Here is a 16,792-nt window from a genome sequence, read left to right as displayed (position 1 = left end):
ATGTCTGTGCACCGCCCCACCATCGCCGAACTCCTCGCCACAGCCCAGCGTCCGCTGTTCGGTTTCGAGTACCTGCCGCCCCGCGAGGAGTCCGAATATGACCGGACGTTGGCGGCCGTGCAGCGGCTGGAACCGCTGCACCCGGACTTCGTCTCGGTGACCTATGGCGCGGCGGGCACCAACCGGGAGCGCACCGTGGAGACCACCCGGCAGATCGCGGCCACCTCCAGCATCCCGGTGATCGGCCACCTGACCTGCTCCTCGCAGAGCCGCAGCCAGCTGGAGGGAGTGATCGACGCCTATGCCGAGGTGGGGGTGCGGCACGTGCTGGCGATCCGCGGGGACATGCCCGGCGGCCCCACCGTGCCGTGGGAACAGCACCCCGAGGGGCTGGCCAATGCCACCGAACTGGTCCGGCTGGTCAAGCAGCGCGGGGACTTCTGCGTCGGTGTCGCCGCCTTCCCCGATGTACACCCGGAGAACCGCGACGCGGACCTGGATGCCCGGATCCTGGTGGACAAGTACGAGGCCGGCGCCGAGTTCGCCATCACCCAGCTGTTCTTCAATCCCGACGCCTATTTCGACCTGGTGCAGCGGGTGCGACGGATGGGCTGCCCAATCCCGATCATCCCCGGGCTGCAGCCCATCACCAGCCTGAAGCAGGTGAAGTTCTTCGAGGAGCTGTCCGGTGCGCCGGTGCCGGAACAGGTGAAGCTGCGCCTGGCCGAGGCCGACGGGGACCCGGCCCGGGTCCGGGAGATCGGCTCCCGGATTGCCAGCGAGATCGCCGTCACCCTGTTGCGCGGCGGCGCCCCCGGGCTGCAGTTCTTCACCCAGAATCGCTCGGTGGCCACCCGGGAGATCTTCGCGATGCTGCTGGAACGCCGCTGGTGAGCCGGGCGGCGGTCACCGCCCAGCCCGCTCAGCCCAGCACGGCCCGCCAGGCGCCCGGACGTCCGTCGACGTCCAGGATGGTCAGCCGCTGCGTCGGGCGGGTCAGGGCGACGTAGAGCACCCGCTCCCGGCCGGGGGTCTCGGCCACGATGTCATCCGGGCTGACCACCAGCACCCCGTCGTACTCCAGACCCTTGCTCTCCAGCGGGGTCACCACGACGCACCGTTCCAGGTTGGCCACCAGCTCCGGCTGGGCGGAGGCCTGGCGGCGCACCTGGCCCATCAGTGAGGGCGGGACGATGATCCCGATGGTGCCGTCCACCTGTTCGGCCAGCGTCGCCACCTGTTCGCCGATCGCGGCCATCAGGCCCGGCCGTTCGGTGACGGCCAGCAGCGGCTGGTTGCCGGTGGAACGCACCGCCTCCGGCAGGTCGGCGTCGGGGAAGACCGGGGTGATCACCTGGGCCGCCAGCTGGAAGACCTCGGCGGGGGAGCGGTAGTTCTTGGTGAGCCGGAAGGTGCGCTGCGGCGCGGAGCCGATCAGCTCCCGCATCACCTGCTCGGTCTCGGCCGGCACCGGCCACGACGACTGCGCCGGGTCACCGACCAGGGTCCAGGAGGCCTGCGGTCCGCGGCGGCGCAGCATCCGCCACTGCATCGGCGTGATGTCCTGCGCCTCGTCCACCAGCACGTGGGCGTAGGTGTTGTGCGGCTCGTCGTCCAGGCTGTCCTCGCGCTCGTCGCGCAGCAGGTCGGCGGTGGTGACGATCTCGGCCACCTGGTCCAGACCCTCCAGGAAGAGCGGCTCGTCGGCTTCGTCGGTGCGCGGCGCGGGGCCGATGATGCTGACCAGCTCGTCCAGCAGGGCGACATCGGCGACGGACCAGCCGGCCCGCTCATCGGTCTGGGCATAGCTGGCGGCCAGCGCCCGGCACTCCAGCTCGTCCAGCAGGTCCCCGGCCACGCGGCGCAGCAGGTCGGCGTCGGCGCACCGGGCCAGCACCCGGGGCGCGGACAGCATCGGCCACCAGGCATTCATCGCCATCTGGAAAGCAGCCTGGCTGGTGACCGCATCCTCGAACTGGTCGCGGTCCAAGTCATGGTCGTCGGCCGGGAAGCGGCTCCACAGCGCGTTGACCGCGGCCTGCTCGGCCACCTGCCGGGAACGGTTGTTCTTGTGGCTGGCCAGCAGGTCGGCGCGCATCCGGCGCAGCTTGTCCGGCTTCAGGGTGAGCACCTCGCCCTTGACGGTCACTCGCAACTGCAGGTGCTCGTCGGTCTCGACGGCGGGAGAGACCACCAGCCGCTTGAGCAGCGGCAGCATCCGCAGCGAGCCCTTCAGGGTGGCGGCCTGCGCCTGGTCCACCCGGTCCACCGCGGTGCGCAGCACGTCGCTGGCCACCGAACCGATCGACTTCAGCGTCACCGAATCCTCGCCCAGGCTCGGCAGTACCCGCTCGATGTAGTTCATGAAGACGCTGGACGGGCCCACCACCAGCACCCCGCCCTTCTCCAGCCGCTTGCGGTTGGAGTAGAGCAGGTAGGCGGCCCGGTGCAGCGCGACGACGGTCTTGCCGGTGCCCGGACCGCCGGCGATCACGGTCACGCCCTGGTAGGGGGCGCGGATCGCCTCGTCCTGCTGCGCCTGGATGGTGGCGACGATGTCCTTCATCTGGTGACCGCGGGCCCGGCTGAGGGCCGCCATCAGGGCGCCCTCGCCGATCACCGGCAGCTCGGTGGGCACCGAGTCGTCCAGCAGGTCGTCCTCGATCCCGATCACCCGGTCATCGCGGCAGCGCAGCACGCGGCGGCGGATCACGCCCATCGGATTGTTGGCGGTGGCCCGGTAGAAGGGCTCCGCGGCGGGCGCCCGCCAGTCGATCACCAGCGGTTCGTAGTCGTCATCCCGCACGCCGATCCGGCCGATGTAGCGATGCTCCTCGTCGCGCAGGTCCAGGCGGCCGAAGACCAGGCCCTCGTGCTCCGCGTCGAGCACCGCCAGCCGTTTCGCGGCCTGGAAGGCGAAGGCGTCACGCTCGAACAGGGCGGTGCCGTCCTCCTCCCGCATCCAGTTGCCGCGGTCGGTGACGAACTTGTTGCGGCCTTCGGCCTCCACCTGCTTGGCGGAGGCCGTGGCGACCTCGAGCTGGGCGTGCACGCGGTCGACATGGCGCTGCTCGACGGCCAGTTCACCCTCCAGCAGGGCCTGCTGGTCGGTGGTGGTCTCGGGGCGCTGCGGATCGGTCAAGGGGCTATTCCTCACTGAAGACTTGCCTGACCACTTTACGCTACCGACGCGCGGGTCGAGCCTGCCGTCGGGGCGGCGGAGGGGTCCGGTTGGTGGGACGAATGTCCTCCCCGGTGAGCTCCTCGTGGATCTCGTAGGCAGCCAGCGCTGCGCTCAACAGTTCGCCCCACGGGTCCGGCCCCGCATGGCTGGCCGACGAGGCCTGCCAGCGCCGCTGGTCGATCTTCAGCTTGGGGCGCTGCTGCCAGTGCTTGAAGCTGGTGGGTGCCAGCCCCCAGGACAGGTCCGGCCGGGGGTGGTTGTGGTCGTGGATGGTGACCAGCACCCGGCCGTCGGGCAGCGGGCGGTGCCAACTGACGACGGGATTGCCGGCGCCGTGGTCCACCACCTCCACGATCCCGCGGGTGATCCGGGGGTCCTCGGGGCAGGTGGCCAGCGGAGCCAGTTCATCGTCGAGGGCCTCGGTGAGTTCGTGCCGCACAGTGGGGGCCATCGCCGGGCGGCCGATGGTGCGGCCGAAGAGCCCCACCGGCTGGTGGGGGATGGTGTCCAACAGCACGTCGGCGTCGGTGGCCGGGGCGGGGGTGATGTCCGAGAGGTCCGGGAGGCCGGAACCCAGCAGGGGTGCGGGGGCGCCGATCCGTTCCACCCCGCGCAGCTCCAGCCGTTCGGCCAGCAGGTCCACCAGCCGGGAGGCGCGCTGGCTGTGGCCGGCTTCATCCACCAACTGCCAGTGGCTGAACCGACGGTGGATGGCCAGCCGCACCGCCAACAGGGCGGGATTGCGGCCCGGCAGGGCGCCGGCCAACAGGCCCTGACTGCGGATGATCCGGGCCAGGTGGGGGTTTCCGGGGCGCTCGGCCAGTTCGTCCAGGGTGGTCTTCGCGGCCAGGGCATCCCGGGTGGCCCGGGTGAAGCTCTCCTCGTCAGCGGGCTCTTCCAGCCCCACCCGGCGCAGCTGCTGCCACAGCTCGTCCAACTCGTCCAGCAGGGCGGTCCAGCGCTGGGCGGTCCCCTCACCGAAGGCCTCCCGGACCGCCTGGTGCTGGGCGCCGCGCTCGCTGGGCAGCACGAACTGCCGGCCGTCGGCGAAGCGGTGCACCTGCTCCGGGGCGGGCACCAGCCGCAGGCCGTGCCGGGTCAGTTCCGCGTCGAAGGCGCGGCCGGACTTCTTGAACAGGTCCCGCCAGGTGGCGGGCAGGCGCACATGTTGTGGCAGCTCGTCGGCCTCCACCCCCAGGTGGGGAAGGCTGGCCCAGTGCCCACCGTCGGGCAGGCCGTCGGCGTCCAGCACGACGTGGTGCCCGGCCTTCGCCAGCCGGGCGGCGGCGGCCATCCCGGTCAGGGTGGCGCCCCGGATCAGGATGGTGGCGGGGTCCAGGTGCATGCGGGCCAGCCTAGTTCGTGCGCGGAGGCAGGCTCACCACTCCAGCACCAGCAGGTGGGTGCCGACGGCGGCATTGGTGATCACGCAGTGGGCCTGGTCCTCCGCGATGAACAGGGAGCGGGCGATCAGGGTCACCTCGCCGGTGGCCGGGTCGGTGAAGCTGCGTTCGATCCGCCGCGGCGGGGCCCCGGCGAAGTGCACCTCCAGCACCAGCAGGTCGGTGACCGCCGGCACGGCCCGGCCCACTCGGGTGGTGGGCTGGCCGCCGGGGCCGTAGTCGCTGCGCTGACTGGTGAGGACGGACTCGCCACGCCGCAGCGGGCGGGGGAGCTTGACCTCGGCCAGGGTCAGCCGGTCCTCCGGGGTGCGGAAGTTCTGCATCGTCATCCCCGACAGCGGCTGGATGGTGGCCTTCTGGCCGGGCTCGGCCTGGACCACCGAGGTCCAGCCGTCCACCTGGTCCGCCTCGGCCCGGGAGACCTGGGTGGTGATGGTGTGGGTCTCGATGTGGTCGGCGCCGATGTAGGAGACGTCGTGCACCATCACCCGTCGCCAGTTCTTGGCCTGGGTTCGGGTGATCTCCTCCAGGTCCGCGGGCAGGTATTCGGCCTGGGGCAGCAGTTCGCTGATGCTCTTCCAGCCGGAGTCCCCGCTCATGGCGCCCAGCAGGTCCCCGGGGGGCAGACCAAGGATCACCTCCAGCGCGCTGATCACATTCTGTGAGCGGGCGCGGGCCGGGCGGGAACGGCCGGTGGCCCAGTAGCTGAGCGTCGCGGTGGAGACCTTGAGGTCCTGGGCGGCCAGCTTGCTCTGGATCCGGTGCAGGGAAAGGCCCCGCTGCGCGATCGCTGCACTCAAACGGTCGGCGAAGGGGTTCGACGAGGAGGAGGGGTCTCGTCGGCCAATCGGCGGGGGCTCGGTCATGGTGATGCCAATGCTGTCATACCCCGGGGTGCTTTACATGTCAGCTACTTCCGTGCGGGGTTGATTTCTTGTCAGTGGCGGCGCCTATAGTGGTTTCTGCTCGAAATCATGTTCGAATCAACCGTCGTGGGAGGCGCCATGCGCAGATGTGATGACCCCATCGAGGTGCGGCTGGGACCCGTCGGGGGCGACGAGGGTCCGGGCCAGTTCCTGTGGCGCAACCGGCTGTGGCGGGTGCTGGAAGTCCAGCAGCGCTGGATCGAGTCCGGCAGTTGGTGGGAACACGCCGAAGCCGGCAGCGATGACCTGCTGCGGGAGCGCGAGGTCTGGCGGGTGGAGGCGGCCAATGGCCGGGCCGGCAGCCGCGGCGTCTACGAGCTGGCGCATGCCCTGGCCGACGGCAGTTGGCGGCTGCGCACCGTCGTGGACTGAGGAGCCGGCATGGATCCCTTCGTCCACCTCCGGGTGGCCTCCGGCTACTCCCTGCGGTACGGCGCCAGCCACCCCGGGGAGCTGGTGGCGGCCGCTGCCGCGCAGGACATGGACAGCTTGGCCCTGACCGACCGCGACGGGCTCTACGGCGCGGTCCGCTTTGCCAAGGCCTGCCTGCGCACCGGGCTTGCCCCCATCGTGGGGGTGGACCTGGCGGTGCCCTTCACCGACGGCCGACGGCCTGCGTCCAGTCACCGACGCACCGCGGCCCGGGGCGGCCAGCTGCGCGACCCCCGGCTGCCCCGGGTGGTGGCCACCGCCACCTCCCGGACGGGCTGGGCCAGCCTGTGCCGGCTGGTCACCGACACCCACCTGGCCGGGGAGCGCGGCCGGCCGGTAGCCAGCCCGGAGCTCTTCGCCCGGCATGCCGACGGCGGGGACCTGCTGGTCAGCCTGGGCGCGGACAGCCAGTTCGGGCTGCACGTGGCCGCCGGCCGGGCGGACCTGGCCCGCGACGAGCTGCGCCGCTGGCTGGACCTGGTGGGGCCGGAGCAGCTGCAGGTGGCGGTCACCCACCACCAGGTGGGCGGCGACGGGGTGACCAGCGCCCGGCAGGCCGGCCGGATGCTGGCCCTGGCCGATGAGCACCGGTTGACCGCGGTGCTGACCAACCAGGTGCGGATGGCCGAACGTGGCCAGGCCGCCACCATCGACGTGCTGGACGCAGCCCGCCGGCGGGTGCCGCTGGATGCGCGCAATGTGGACCGGCGCAATGCCGAGGCCCACCTCAAACCCGGCAAGCAGATGTTGCGGCTGGCCGAGGAAGTGGCCCGGTTGGCCGGCCGGGGCGAGCGCGGTGCGGAGCAGCTGCTGGCCGACACCCGACTGACGGCGCTGCGCTGCCGGCTGGACCCGCGGGCCGACATCGGGCTGGGGGAGCTGCACCTGCCCGAGTTCGAGACCCTGGGCACCAGCGGCGACGAGGCGATGGCGGAGCTGCGGGCCCGGTGTGAGGCCGGCGTCGCCGAGCGCTATGGCCGGCTGACCGACGCGGTGCGCGCCCGGCTGCACGAGGAGCTCGCCGTGATCGGCCAGCTGGGCTATGCCGCCTACTTCCTCACCGTCGCCCAGGTGGTGGGCATGGTCCGGGAGCTGGGGATCCGGTGCGCCGCCCGCGGTTCCGGCGCGGGCAGCCTGGTCAACTACCTGTTGGGGATCTCCGGCGTCGACCCGCTGGCCTACGGGCTGGTGATGGAACGCTTCCTCTCCCCGCTGCGCCAGGCCCTGCCCGACATCGACCTGGACGTGGAATCGGCCCGGCGCACCGAGATCTACGAGCGGGTGCTGGCCCACTTCGGCGGGCAGCGGGTGGCCTGCGTCGCCATGGTGGAGACCTACCGGGTGCGGCACGCGGTGCGGGATGTGGCCGCGGCGCTCAGCCTGCCGCCCGCCGAGGCCGACGCGATTGCCAAGGCCTTCCCGCACATCCGCGCCCGGGATGCCCGCAAGGCGCTGCGGGACCTGCCCGAACTGCGCGCCGCCGGGCTGGCCGAACCCCGGCTGGAGGTGCTCTTCCGGCTGGTGGAATCCCTGGACGGGCTGCCCCGGCACGTCGCGCTGCACCCCTGCGGGGTGATCCTGAGCGACACCACCCTGGCCCAGCGCACCCCGCTGGAGGCCAGCCACGGCGGTTTCCCGATGAGCCAGTTCGACAAGGACGACGTGGAGGACCTGGGCCTGCTCAAGCTGGACGTGCTGGGGATCCGGATGCAGTCCGCCATGGCGCACGCCCTGGGCGAGTTGGAGCGCACCACCGGCAGCGTGCCCGACGTCGATTCCCTGGCGCCCTTCGACGACCCGTCGGTCTACCGGATGATCGGGCACGCCCAGACCCTGGGCTGCTTCCAGATCGAGTCCCCCGGGCAGCGGGAGCTGGTGGGCAAGTTCGGCCCCAGCACCTTCAACGACGTGATCATCGACATCTCGCTGTTCCGGCCCGGGCCGGTGAAGTCGGACATGGTGGTCCCCTTCCTCAATGCCCGGCAGGGCTGGACGCCGCCGAAGTACCTGCATCCTGATCTTGCACCGGTGCTGGCCGAGACCGGCGGGGTGGTGGTCTTCCATGAGCAGATCATCAAGATCATCTCGGTCATGACCGGGTGCAGTCTGGCCCAGGGGGACGAGGCCCGACGGGCCCTGGGCAGCCCGGCCGGCCAGTTGGACGTGAAGGACTGGTTTGTCCCGCTGGCCCGGCAACGCGGCTACTCCGTCGAGCTGGTGGAGCGGGTCTGGCAGGTGCTGGAAGCCTTTGCCAGCTTCGGTTTCTGCAAGGCGCACGCCGCGGCCTTCGCGCTGCCCACCTACCAGTCGGCCTGGCTGAAGTGGTACCACCCGGCGCACTTCCTGGCCGGGGTGCTCACCCATGACCCGGGGATGTACCCCAAGCGGTTGATCCTGGAGGAAGCCCGACGGTGCAAGATCACCATCCTGGGCGTCGACGTGAACCACAGCACTGGGAGTTACCGGGTGGAGCCCGTCCCCACGATCCCCGAGCCCACCACCCCGATCCCCGAGCCTGTCGAGGGGCCCGCCGCCGGCCTGCCCGACGGTTCGGCCTGGGCAATCCGGCTCAGCCTGGCCGACGTGAAGGGGATCAGCGAGGTCGACGTCGCCCGGATCGTGGCCGGCCAGCCCTATTCCAGCCTGAGCGATTTCTGGGCCCGGGTGCAGCCGTCGGCTCCGCTGGCGGAGAACCTGGTGCTGGCCGGGGCCTTCGACGAGCTCTACGGGGTGGGCCGGCCCTCGGCGGTGCTGCGGCACGGCCGGCTCACCCGACGGGACCTGCTGCTGGCACTGGCCGACCTGGTCCGGCAGCAGCGGGCCGATGTCCGGGCCGCCAGCCGGGCCCGGGGGCTGCGTCGTGCCAGCCTGCCCACGGCCGCCGTCGGGGATGACCCGCGGGACCTGGCCCGCCGCCAGGCCAGGGCGGAGATGGTGCCCGGCCGGGCCGCCGAGCGGATGGCCGGGGTGCAGCTGGCCCTGGACTTCACCGAACCGGCCCCAGAGCCAGACCCGGCCACGGTGGCCGAGCCTGTCGAGGCCCCGTGCGGTGTCCCGCCCCGGATCTGGTTCCCGCCCCGCGACGTCGTGGCCACCGGACTGCCGGAGATGGACCACGACGAGCGGTTGGCCGCCGAGCTGGAGATCCTGGGCCTGGACGCCAGCCGGCATGTGGTGGCGGGCTACCGGGGCCTGCTGGCCGAGCTGGCCATCACCGCGTCGACGGAGCTGTTGACGCGGCGGCAGCAGGCGGACCTGCTGGTGGCCGGGGTGAAGGTGGCCACCCAGACCCCGCCGGTGCGCTCGGGCCGACGGGTGGTCTTCCTCACCCTGGACGATGCCACCGGCCCGGTGGACTGCACCTTCTTCGAGGATGCGCAGGGCCCCTATGCCAGCACGGTCTTCAACTCCTGGCTGCTGGTGGTGCGGGGTGAACTGCGCCGCACCGGCCCGCGCGGGGTCTCGCTGCGCGCCACCGGCGCCTGGGACCTGACCGAGCTGCACCAGGTCTGGCGGGAGAAGCTGGATGCCGGTGCCTCCCGCCGACAGGCGCTGGCCGCGGTGCTGGAGATCATCGAGCGCGTTCCCGAGGGGGCCGGCCTGGTGGGGGAGCGGGTCTCGGATGTCGAGGCCTACACCGACTGGCGCACCGCCCCACCCGTCGCCACTTCCACGGCCCCCGAGCCTGTCGGGGGGTCCCCGGAGCACGAGACCCGCGCCGGTGGGATGGGTCAGCGTCGGGTGCTGGTGCACGCCAGTGGCTTCAAGCAGTCGCCCTATGCCGACGTGAAACCGGCCGGCGCCCCGGCATCCCAGCCGCCGCGCAAGCTGTGGCACTCCTCGCCCGGAAGCTCCGGACGATGAGCGGCGCGGGGGGTTCGAGGGGGGTCTTCCCCCCTCGGGTGATACTGCACGTGGACATGGACGCCTTCTATGCCTCGGTGGAGATGGCCCGCAGTCCCGAGCTGCGGCACCGGCCGATGTTCGTCGGCGGGGCGCAGCGCGGGGTGGTGTTGAGCGCCAACTACGAGGCCCGCCGCTACGGGATCGAGGGTGGGATGAGTTCGGTCCGGGCCCGGCGGTTGTGTCCGCAGGCGGTGGCCGTGCCGCCGGACTTCGACACCTACCAGTTGGTCTCGCACGGGGTCTTCGCGATCTTCGAGACCATCACGGCGCAGGTGGAGGCGGCCAGCATCGACGAGGCCTTCCTGGACATCACCGGCTCGTTGCGGCGGCTGGGGGATCCGGTGATGATCGGGGAGCGGCTGCGCGCCCAGGTGGCCGACGAGCAGCAGATTCCGTGTTCGGTGGGGATCGGCCCCAGCAAGTTCGTCGCCAAGCTGGCCAGCAAGCAGGCCAAGCCCGACGGGCTGGTGCTGGTGCGCCCGCAGGAGGTGCTGGACTTCCTGCATCCGCTGCCGGTGGAGGCGATGTGGGGGGTGGGGCCGGCGACGGCCGGCCGGCTGCACAAGCTGGGGCTGATGCGTGTCGCGGACCTGGCGCACACCCCGCGGGCGACGCTGCAGCGGGCCTTCGGCGCCAACCAGGGCGGGATGCTGCATGACCTGGCCTGGGGACGGGATACGCGCCGGGTGGTGCCGGAGCAGACCGAACGCTCGATCGGGGCACAGGAGACCTTCCCCCGGGACACCGATGATCCCCGGGTGGTGCGCACCGAGCTGCTGCGGTTGAGCGCCCGGGTGGCCTCCCGGATGCGCCGGGCCCGGATGCTGGGGCGGGTGGTCACCGTCGAGCTGCGCTTTGCGGACTTCAGCACCATGAGCCGTTCCACCACGCTGAGTGGCCTGACCGATGTCACCGACGAGGTCTTCGACGGTGCCTGGCGCACCTTCACCCGGTGGAACCTGCAGCGGGCCCGGATCCGACGGGTCGGGGTGCGGGTGGAGGGTCTGGTGGAGGCGGACCAGGCCTTCCAACAGCTCCCGCTGGACGCCCCGGACAAGGGGATGCGGGAGGTGGAGCGGGTGGCCGACGAGGTGGTGAGCCGGTTCGGTCCGGCGGCGGTGCAGCGGGCGACGCTGACCCGTCGCTGATGAGGCCAGCACACGCCCTTTCGCCGGGACGGAAGCGGACCTAGACTTGACTCACCCAGCTGGAGGACCGGCCGGGTCACACCAAGGTTTGTGGACCCCAGGAGGCGGCGATGGCTCTTTCGGAGCAGGAACAGCGCTTGCTTGACCAACTGGAGGCCTCGTTGGCGGCCGACGACCCGTCGCTGGCCCGCACCCTGCGCGGAGAGGCCCCCGGGCCCCGGATCATGCCGCCGCGCCGCACCGGCGTGCTGGTGGCCGGTTTCTTCGTCGGGCTGGGTGGCCTGGTTGGTGGGATGCAGGTGCATCCCGTGGTCAGCGTCCTGGGCTTCGTGATCATGTTGATCTCCGCGGTGCTGCTGGCCGAGCAGGCCCGCGCCGATGGCGCCAGTCAACCGCGCTCGGATCTGGACCCTCGGCTTCCCGGATTCCCGTCGCACACCGACGGCCCGGACCGCACCCACGAGCGCCGCAGCCAGGACTGAGCTCCGAGGCTTCCCACCGCCCAGCGGGAGCCGTTCGGCCACCGTCGCCGGGGCTCAGGAGATGTACTGATCCTCCTGGTCAGCCTGCTGGCGCAGGCGGCGCGCCACCACGTCGCCCCGGTCCGCGCGGCCGGTGAGCCGCAGCCACAGCGAGCGTGGGGCCCAGGTGGCAAAGAACCGGTCGGTCTTGGTGGAGCCCGCCAGCAGCTGGCTGCGGACCAGCCGGGTGTCGTCGGTCAGCGCCTGGTCAAGATCGCCCAGGGTACGGGCGTAGCGGGAGCGTTCGACGTCCATGGAGACCCGGTCCATCGCCTGCAGCCCGTCGTCGTCCAGTTGGTCGGCCAGCACGGCCGCCACCTCACGCGGGGTGCCATTGGGCCAGGCCAGGCCCAGGTCATAGCGGGTGTCGCGGATCTCGGCCCAGGCATTGGCCACCCGCTGGTGCGGCTCGGCCCGGGCGTCCAGCCGTCGACGCCGGCTGACCAGCCGGATGATGCCGGGCAGGCTGAGCAGTCCCAGCACACCAAGCAGGGCCAGGCTCCAGCCCAGCAGCCGGGACCACGGGATCCGGGTGGTGGGCCCGGGAGTGGTGGGGCCGGCGCTCGGGCTGGCGCTCGGGCTCGGCGTGGCGCTGGGGGACTTGCTCGGGTTCTTGGAGCTGGCGCCGCTGGAGGCGGTGGCCGACGGCAGCGGCTTGACGTCCTTGTTCACCAGGGACCATTCGGGCGCCGAGGCCACCCGGCTGGTCGGCTCGAAGCGCACCCAGCCGTAGTTGGCGAAGTACAGCTCGGGCCAGGCGTGCATGTTGCTGGCCTTGACCTCGTAGTGGTCGCCCACCTTCTCGCCGGGCAGGAAGCCCACGGAGACCCGCGACGGGATGCCCTCCAGCCGGGCCATCAGCGCCATCGCGGAGGCGAAGTGCACGCAGTAGCCGGCCTTGTCCTTGGTGAGGAAGTTGGTCAGCACGTCGAAACCGTCGCCGGTGGGCGCGGTGGTGGAGTAGTTGAAGTTCTCCGGATCCGCCAGGTAGGCCTGGATCGCGGCGGCCTTCAGCACCGGGGTGGAGGCATCCCGGGTGACCTGGGTGGTGATGTCCATGATCGCCTTGGGCACATTGTCCGGCACCGCGGAGGTGACCTTGGCGTCCGACGGGGTGCCCACCTTGGCCAGGGTGAAGTTCTCCGCCCCCGGGTCATTGAGCACCGCGGACACCTGGTAGTCCAGATTGCGGATGGCCTCGGTGCGGTCCTTGTCCTGGGTGGACAGGATGGTCAGCGTCTGCGGGTCATAGCGCCAGCGGCCGTCGGCATTGAAACCCTGCGGGGCGTAGGGGGCGGGCAGGTACTCGCCGCCCAGGTCCTTGACCGAGACGTCGACGGAGACCGACTTGCCGGCCTCGGTCAGCCCGGGGGCCGTGGGCAGGGCCCCGTCCCTCAGCTGCACCGGCGCCATGTGCCAGCCCTCGGCGTCCATCACCGTCAGGGAGGCGGTGCGCAGGTAGAGCGGCTGATCGGCCTTGTAGGTGAGCACCGTGCGGTCGGCCGGCAGGTTCAGGTTCTTGGACAGGTCGATGGTGGGATCGGTCATCTCCAGCGGGCCGCTGCCCCGGGGGCGGGCCGACTGGATGTCCACCTCGCCCAGCTTCGGGGTGACCGCACCCAGCAGCACCGCCAGCGCCAAGGCGGGCACGCCCACCAGGGCCGCCAGCCGCAGGGCACCTGTCGAGGAGTGCGGATTGCGCGCGGAGTCGCTGGCCAGGTTGCGCGTCCAGGCCGAGTTGTCGTTCAGCCCGTCGGCGATCAGCACCGCCAGGTAGCCGAAGCCCAGCAGGGCGAAGACCCACCAGTCAACGTCGTGCTTCAGCGCCAGGGCGGGGATCAGGTAGAGGCTGAGCAGGGGAGCGAGCATCCAGGCGGTGGCCTGCAGGGTGACCACCAGGATGTCCGCAATGATGGTCACGATGCCGACCATCAGCAGGAAGATCCAGCGGGAATGGGGGCTCTCCGACATCGGGGCCACCTCGGTGCGGATCTGCATCACCCCATGGTTGAGCAGGCTGGGCAGGCGGGTGATGCTGCGGGTGGCCTCGGGTTGGGCGTAGTAGCCCCAGGCGACGCCGGCGGCCAGCAGCACCAGGAATTGCACCAGGTGCACCACGGCGCCGGGCAGGTTCACCCGGCGCAGCACCAGGGAGATGGCCTGCAGCGTCACGACGAGCACCGCGGCGTAGGCCACGACGTGCCGGTCCAGAGTCAGCGGCATCAGGCTGACCGAGCCCAGCACCATGGCAAGCGCGACGGCGATGGTCAGGCGGTCGGATGAGCGCATCAGGCGCCTCCTCCTCGTCGTTCGAGTTCGGCCCAGGCCTCCGCGACAGAGCTGCCGCGCTTGACCTGCACCACGCGCCACTGCGCGTCGGCCAGCTGACGGCAGCACTCCTCGTGCTGTGCGATCAGCTCGGGTTCGGCCCGCAGGCCACGGATGGTGAAGGAATCGACGTCCAGCACGATCGCCAGGCCGACGGTGCGGCCACGGCGGGCGGTGGCCAGCGCGGTGACGTCGGCCGGGGTGAGGCGGCCCAGAATGGCCACCAGCATTTCGCCCTGGCGCTGCAGGTTGCCCTCCAGCGCTCCTTCCAGGGTCTCCAGGTCACTGAGCTGCTCGTCGGTCATGGCCAGCAGCACCGCCTCCCGGGCGGCATAGGGGTCCTCGGCCGAGGCGGTGGGAACCAGCCCCTCGGAGTCCACCATGATCAGGCGGAAACCGTTGCTGATCAGGTGGTGCGCCACGCTGGTGGCGGCCGAGACGGCCCACTCGAAGCTGGCGGTCCGGCCGGTGCCGGCGTGCGAGCTGGCCCGCGAGTCCAGCAGCACCGTGACACTGGGGTCCCAGGCCTGCTCCTCGCGGCGGACCATGATCTCGCCCTTCTTGGCGGTGGAGCGCCAGTGGATCCGGCGCACGTCGTCACCGTCGCGGTACTCGCGCACCAGCACGTCGTCCTGGCCCACCAGACCGATCTTCTGCGGGGTCGACTCACCCGACGCGTTGTTGCCGGCGGCCGAACCCAGCTGGCTCAGCGGCACCACCTCGGGGGTGACCAGCACCTCATTGGAAGCGCGGAACTGCCGGTCGATCTGGGCCAGGCCGAAGGGGTCGACGGCGCGCACCAGCAGGGGGCCGACGCGGTAACGGCCGCGGGCCAGGCCCATCAGGGGGTAGCTGATCCGCCGCTTCCAGTCACCGGCGAAGGTGTGGATGGTGAACCGGGGGCGACGCCCCAGCTCCCGCGGTACGGTGTCCTCGAAGCGCAGCAGGCCCACCGGCAGCGAACCGGCCTTGCGCAGGCTCAGCGTGGCGTCCATCCGCTCGCCCAGGGTGACCCGGGGCGGATCGATGGTGCGCTCGCTGACCAGGTGCAACCGGGAGCGGCCCACCACGCCGATCGCGGCCAGCGGTAGCAGCACCAGCAGCACGAAGACCCGCGCCAGGTCTCGCTGGCCCAGGACCATGCAGGCGATCAGGCCCAGCAGCCCCAGGGCAAGGAAGGTCTTGCCCCGGGCCGTGAGCACTCGCCAGGACTTGGCGATCAAGAATTCACCTTCGGTCGGGGATGGCCACGGTGTCCACCGCGGCATCGATGATCTCGCCGACGGTGCGGCCGGCCAGCTGCGCCTGCACCGACGGCAGGCAGCGGTGGCCCAGCACGACGCCGGCCAAGGCCTGCACGTCATCCGGGATGGCGTAGTCACGCCCGGCCATGGCGGCCTGGGCGCGGACGGCGCGCAGCAGGTGCAGGCTGGCGCGCGGGGAGGCGCCCAGCCGCAGCTCCTTGCTCTCCCGGGTGGCCGAGACCACGCCGACGATGTAGTCCTTCACGGCCGGGGCGACGTAGACCTCCTTGACCGCGCGGATCAGGGAGACCACCACCTCGCCCGTGGTGACGGGCTGCAGGGCCCCCAGCGGGTCGGAGGCGCCGTGCGAGTCCAGCATGTCCAGCTCGGAGGCGCGGGTGGGGTAGCCCATCTCGATCCGGGCCATGAAGCGGTCACGCTGGGCCTCGGGCAGGGGGTAGGTGCCCTCCATCTCGATCGGGTTCTGGGTGGCCACCACCATGAAGGGCGGCTTTAGCTCGTGGGTGATGCCGTCACTGGAGACCTGACGCTCGGCCATGGCCTCCAGCAGGGCGGACTGGGTTTTGGGGGAGGCGCGGTTGATCTCGTCGCCGACGACGATGTTGGCGAAGATGCCGCCCGGCTTGAACTCGAACTGGCGAGAGTCCTGGTTGTAGATGCTCACGCCGGTGATGTCGCTGGGCAGCAGGTCCGGGGTGAACTGCAGGCGCCGGACGCTGCAGTCGATCGAGCGGCCCAGGGCCTTGGCCAGCATGGTCTTGCCGACGCCGGGAACATCCTCCACCAGCAGGTGGCCCTCGGCCAGCAGGACCGCCAGGGCGATGTCGATCTGTTCGGTCTTGCCCTCGATCACGCTCTCGATGGCGGTGCGCACCTCGCCCATCACGGTGACCACGTCGGACAGGGTGTGGCTCTGGGCCCCATTCTGCTCCACCGGGTTCTCCATTCCTCGTCGAGCACCGCTTCCGGCGCCTGGTCTTGTGCCGTGGCCGCTGGCGGGAAAGACCCTCCGGTCTGCTGACCAACTGCCCGTTGAACACTACCGTGCGGGCCCGGCCATCCCAATCTTCCACCTGACACCCCGCTGAGTGCCGATCCCGCCTGAAGAACTGCCCAAGTGGGGCGCTGGGGGAGGAAAGGATGGTGCTGGTGGAGCGGTGTGGAGTATTGTGGAGCGCAGTGGAGGAGATCGGCACGATTGTGGAGCGAGCGGAGGTGGCCCGGTGTTCCTGGGTACGCACACTCCCAAGCTCGACGAGAAGGGTCGGTTCTTCCTGCCGGCGAAGTTTCGCGACGAATTGGCCGAGGGCCTGGTGATCACCAGGAGCCAGGACAGGTGCCTGGCGATCTACCCGACCGCCACCTTCGTCGAGATGACCAAGCAGGTGAGCACCGCTCCGACGACCCTGAAGCAGGTTCGCGACTTCCAGCGCATGCTGGCGGCCGGGGCCTCGGACGAGACGCCGGACAAGCAGGGACGAGTGACCATCCCGCCGCAGTTGCGTCAGTACGCGGGGCTGGAGAGCCAGATCGTCGTGGTGGGTGCCATCAACCGGGTCGAGGTCTGGGACGTCGCCGCGTGGGAGGAGTACTCCGCGCAGCAGGAATCGGTCTTCGCCGAGATGAATGAAGAGGTCTTCCCCGGCCTGTGAGCCGGGGTGGATGGCAGGAACAACGGA

The 16,792-nt window shown here is 71.1% G+C and carries 12 protein-coding genes; 6 read left to right on the top strand and 6 right to left on the bottom strand.

All coding sequences use genetic code 11. From position 1 onward, the window contains the following. Nucleotides 1–894 carry a methylenetetrahydrofolate reductase gene (locus AAEX60_RS05340; RefSeq protein WP_342101709.1) on the top strand — a complete coding sequence of 298 codons (894 nt, stop codon included), beginning with the start codon at nt 1–3 and terminating at the stop codon, nt 892–894. Nucleotides 895–922: 28 nt separating this feature from the next. Here the strand turns inward: AAEX60_RS05340 and AAEX60_RS05335 are convergent, their stop codons facing one another. The 3 genes from AAEX60_RS05335 to AAEX60_RS05325 all read right to left on the bottom strand — a co-directional run bounded on the left by AAEX60_RS05335 (nt 923) and on the right by AAEX60_RS05325 (nt 5,453). After that, nucleotides 923–3,094, bottom strand: a complete 2,172-nt coding sequence (locus AAEX60_RS05335) for a HelD family protein (protein ID WP_342101768.1) — start codon at nt 3,092–3,094, stop codon at nt 923–925. An 88-nt stretch (nt 3,095–3,182) separates the two neighbouring features. Further along, nucleotides 3,183–4,529, bottom strand: a complete 1,347-nt coding sequence (locus tag AAEX60_RS05330; RefSeq protein WP_342101707.1) for a hypothetical protein — start codon at nt 4,527–4,529, stop codon at nt 3,183–3,185. 33 nt (nt 4,530–4,562) lie between these two features. Beyond that, a complete protein-coding gene (locus AAEX60_RS05325; protein ID WP_342101705.1) occupies nt 4,563–5,453 on the bottom strand; it encodes a helix-turn-helix domain-containing protein in 891 nt (296 codons plus the stop codon). Between the two features lie 138 nt (nt 5,454–5,591). On the opposite strand from AAEX60_RS05325, the gene AAEX60_RS05320 reads away from it, so the two are divergent. From AAEX60_RS05320 to AAEX60_RS05305, 4 genes are all read left to right on the top strand, one after another. Continuing rightward, nucleotides 5,592–5,885 (top strand): DUF6504 family protein, encoded by a 294-nt coding sequence (locus AAEX60_RS05320; protein ID WP_342101704.1) that lies wholly within the window; start codon nt 5,592–5,594, stop codon nt 5,883–5,885. Between the two features lie 9 nt (nt 5,886–5,894). Further along, nucleotides 5,895–9,809 (top strand): DNA polymerase III subunit alpha, encoded by a 3,915-nt coding sequence (locus tag AAEX60_RS05315; protein ID WP_342101703.1) that lies wholly within the window; start codon nt 5,895–5,897, stop codon nt 9,807–9,809. After that, a complete protein-coding gene (gene dinB / locus AAEX60_RS05310) occupies nt 9,806–10,999 on the top strand; it encodes a DNA polymerase IV (RefSeq protein ID WP_342101702.1) in 1,194 nt (397 codons plus the stop codon). The genes AAEX60_RS05315 and dinB overlap by 4 nt, the downstream gene beginning before the upstream one ends. A 110-nt stretch (nt 11,000–11,109) precedes the next feature. Further along, the gene (locus tag AAEX60_RS05305; protein WP_342101701.1) at nt 11,110–11,481 is read left to right on the top strand and encodes a DUF3040 domain-containing protein; all 372 of its coding nucleotides are present in this window, start codon (nt 11,110–11,112) and stop codon (nt 11,479–11,481) included. A 54-nt stretch (nt 11,482–11,535) separates the two neighbouring features. Here the strand turns inward: AAEX60_RS05305 and AAEX60_RS05300 are convergent, their stop codons facing one another. Genes AAEX60_RS05300 through AAEX60_RS05290 form a run of 3 tightly spaced genes read right to left on the bottom strand, consistent with a single transcriptional unit; the run spans nt 11,536 to nt 15,996 of the window. Next, nucleotides 11,536–13,809, bottom strand: coding sequence for a transglutaminase family protein (locus tag AAEX60_RS05300; protein ID WP_342101700.1), 2,274 nt, complete (start codon nt 13,807–13,809; stop codon nt 11,536–11,538). Then, a complete protein-coding gene (locus AAEX60_RS05295) occupies nt 13,809–15,071 on the bottom strand; it encodes a DUF58 domain-containing protein (RefSeq protein ID WP_342101699.1) in 1,263 nt (420 codons plus the stop codon). The genes AAEX60_RS05300 and AAEX60_RS05295 overlap by 1 nt, the downstream gene beginning before the upstream one ends. A 4-nt stretch (nt 15,072–15,075) precedes the next feature. Beyond that, on the bottom strand, nt 15,076–15,996 hold the full coding sequence (locus AAEX60_RS05290; protein ID WP_446721273.1) for an AAA family ATPase: 921 nt from the start codon (nt 15,994–15,996) through the stop codon (nt 15,076–15,078). A gap of 340 nt (nt 15,997–16,336) precedes the next feature. Here AAEX60_RS05290 and mraZ point away from each other — a divergent pair, with 340 nt between their 5' ends. Beyond that, a complete protein-coding gene (gene mraZ / locus AAEX60_RS05285; RefSeq protein WP_342101696.1) occupies nt 16,337–16,765 on the top strand; it encodes a division/cell wall cluster transcriptional repressor MraZ in 429 nt (142 codons plus the stop codon). Nucleotides 16,766–16,792 lie beyond the last annotated feature (27 nt).

The organism is Luteococcus sp. H101, from assembly GCF_038433155.1.
GTDB lineage: Bacteria > Actinomycetota > Actinomycetes > Propionibacteriales > Propionibacteriaceae > Luteococcus.
Note: the sequence above shows the minus strand (reverse complement) of the source record. Positions and strands in the feature narration are given on the sequence as shown.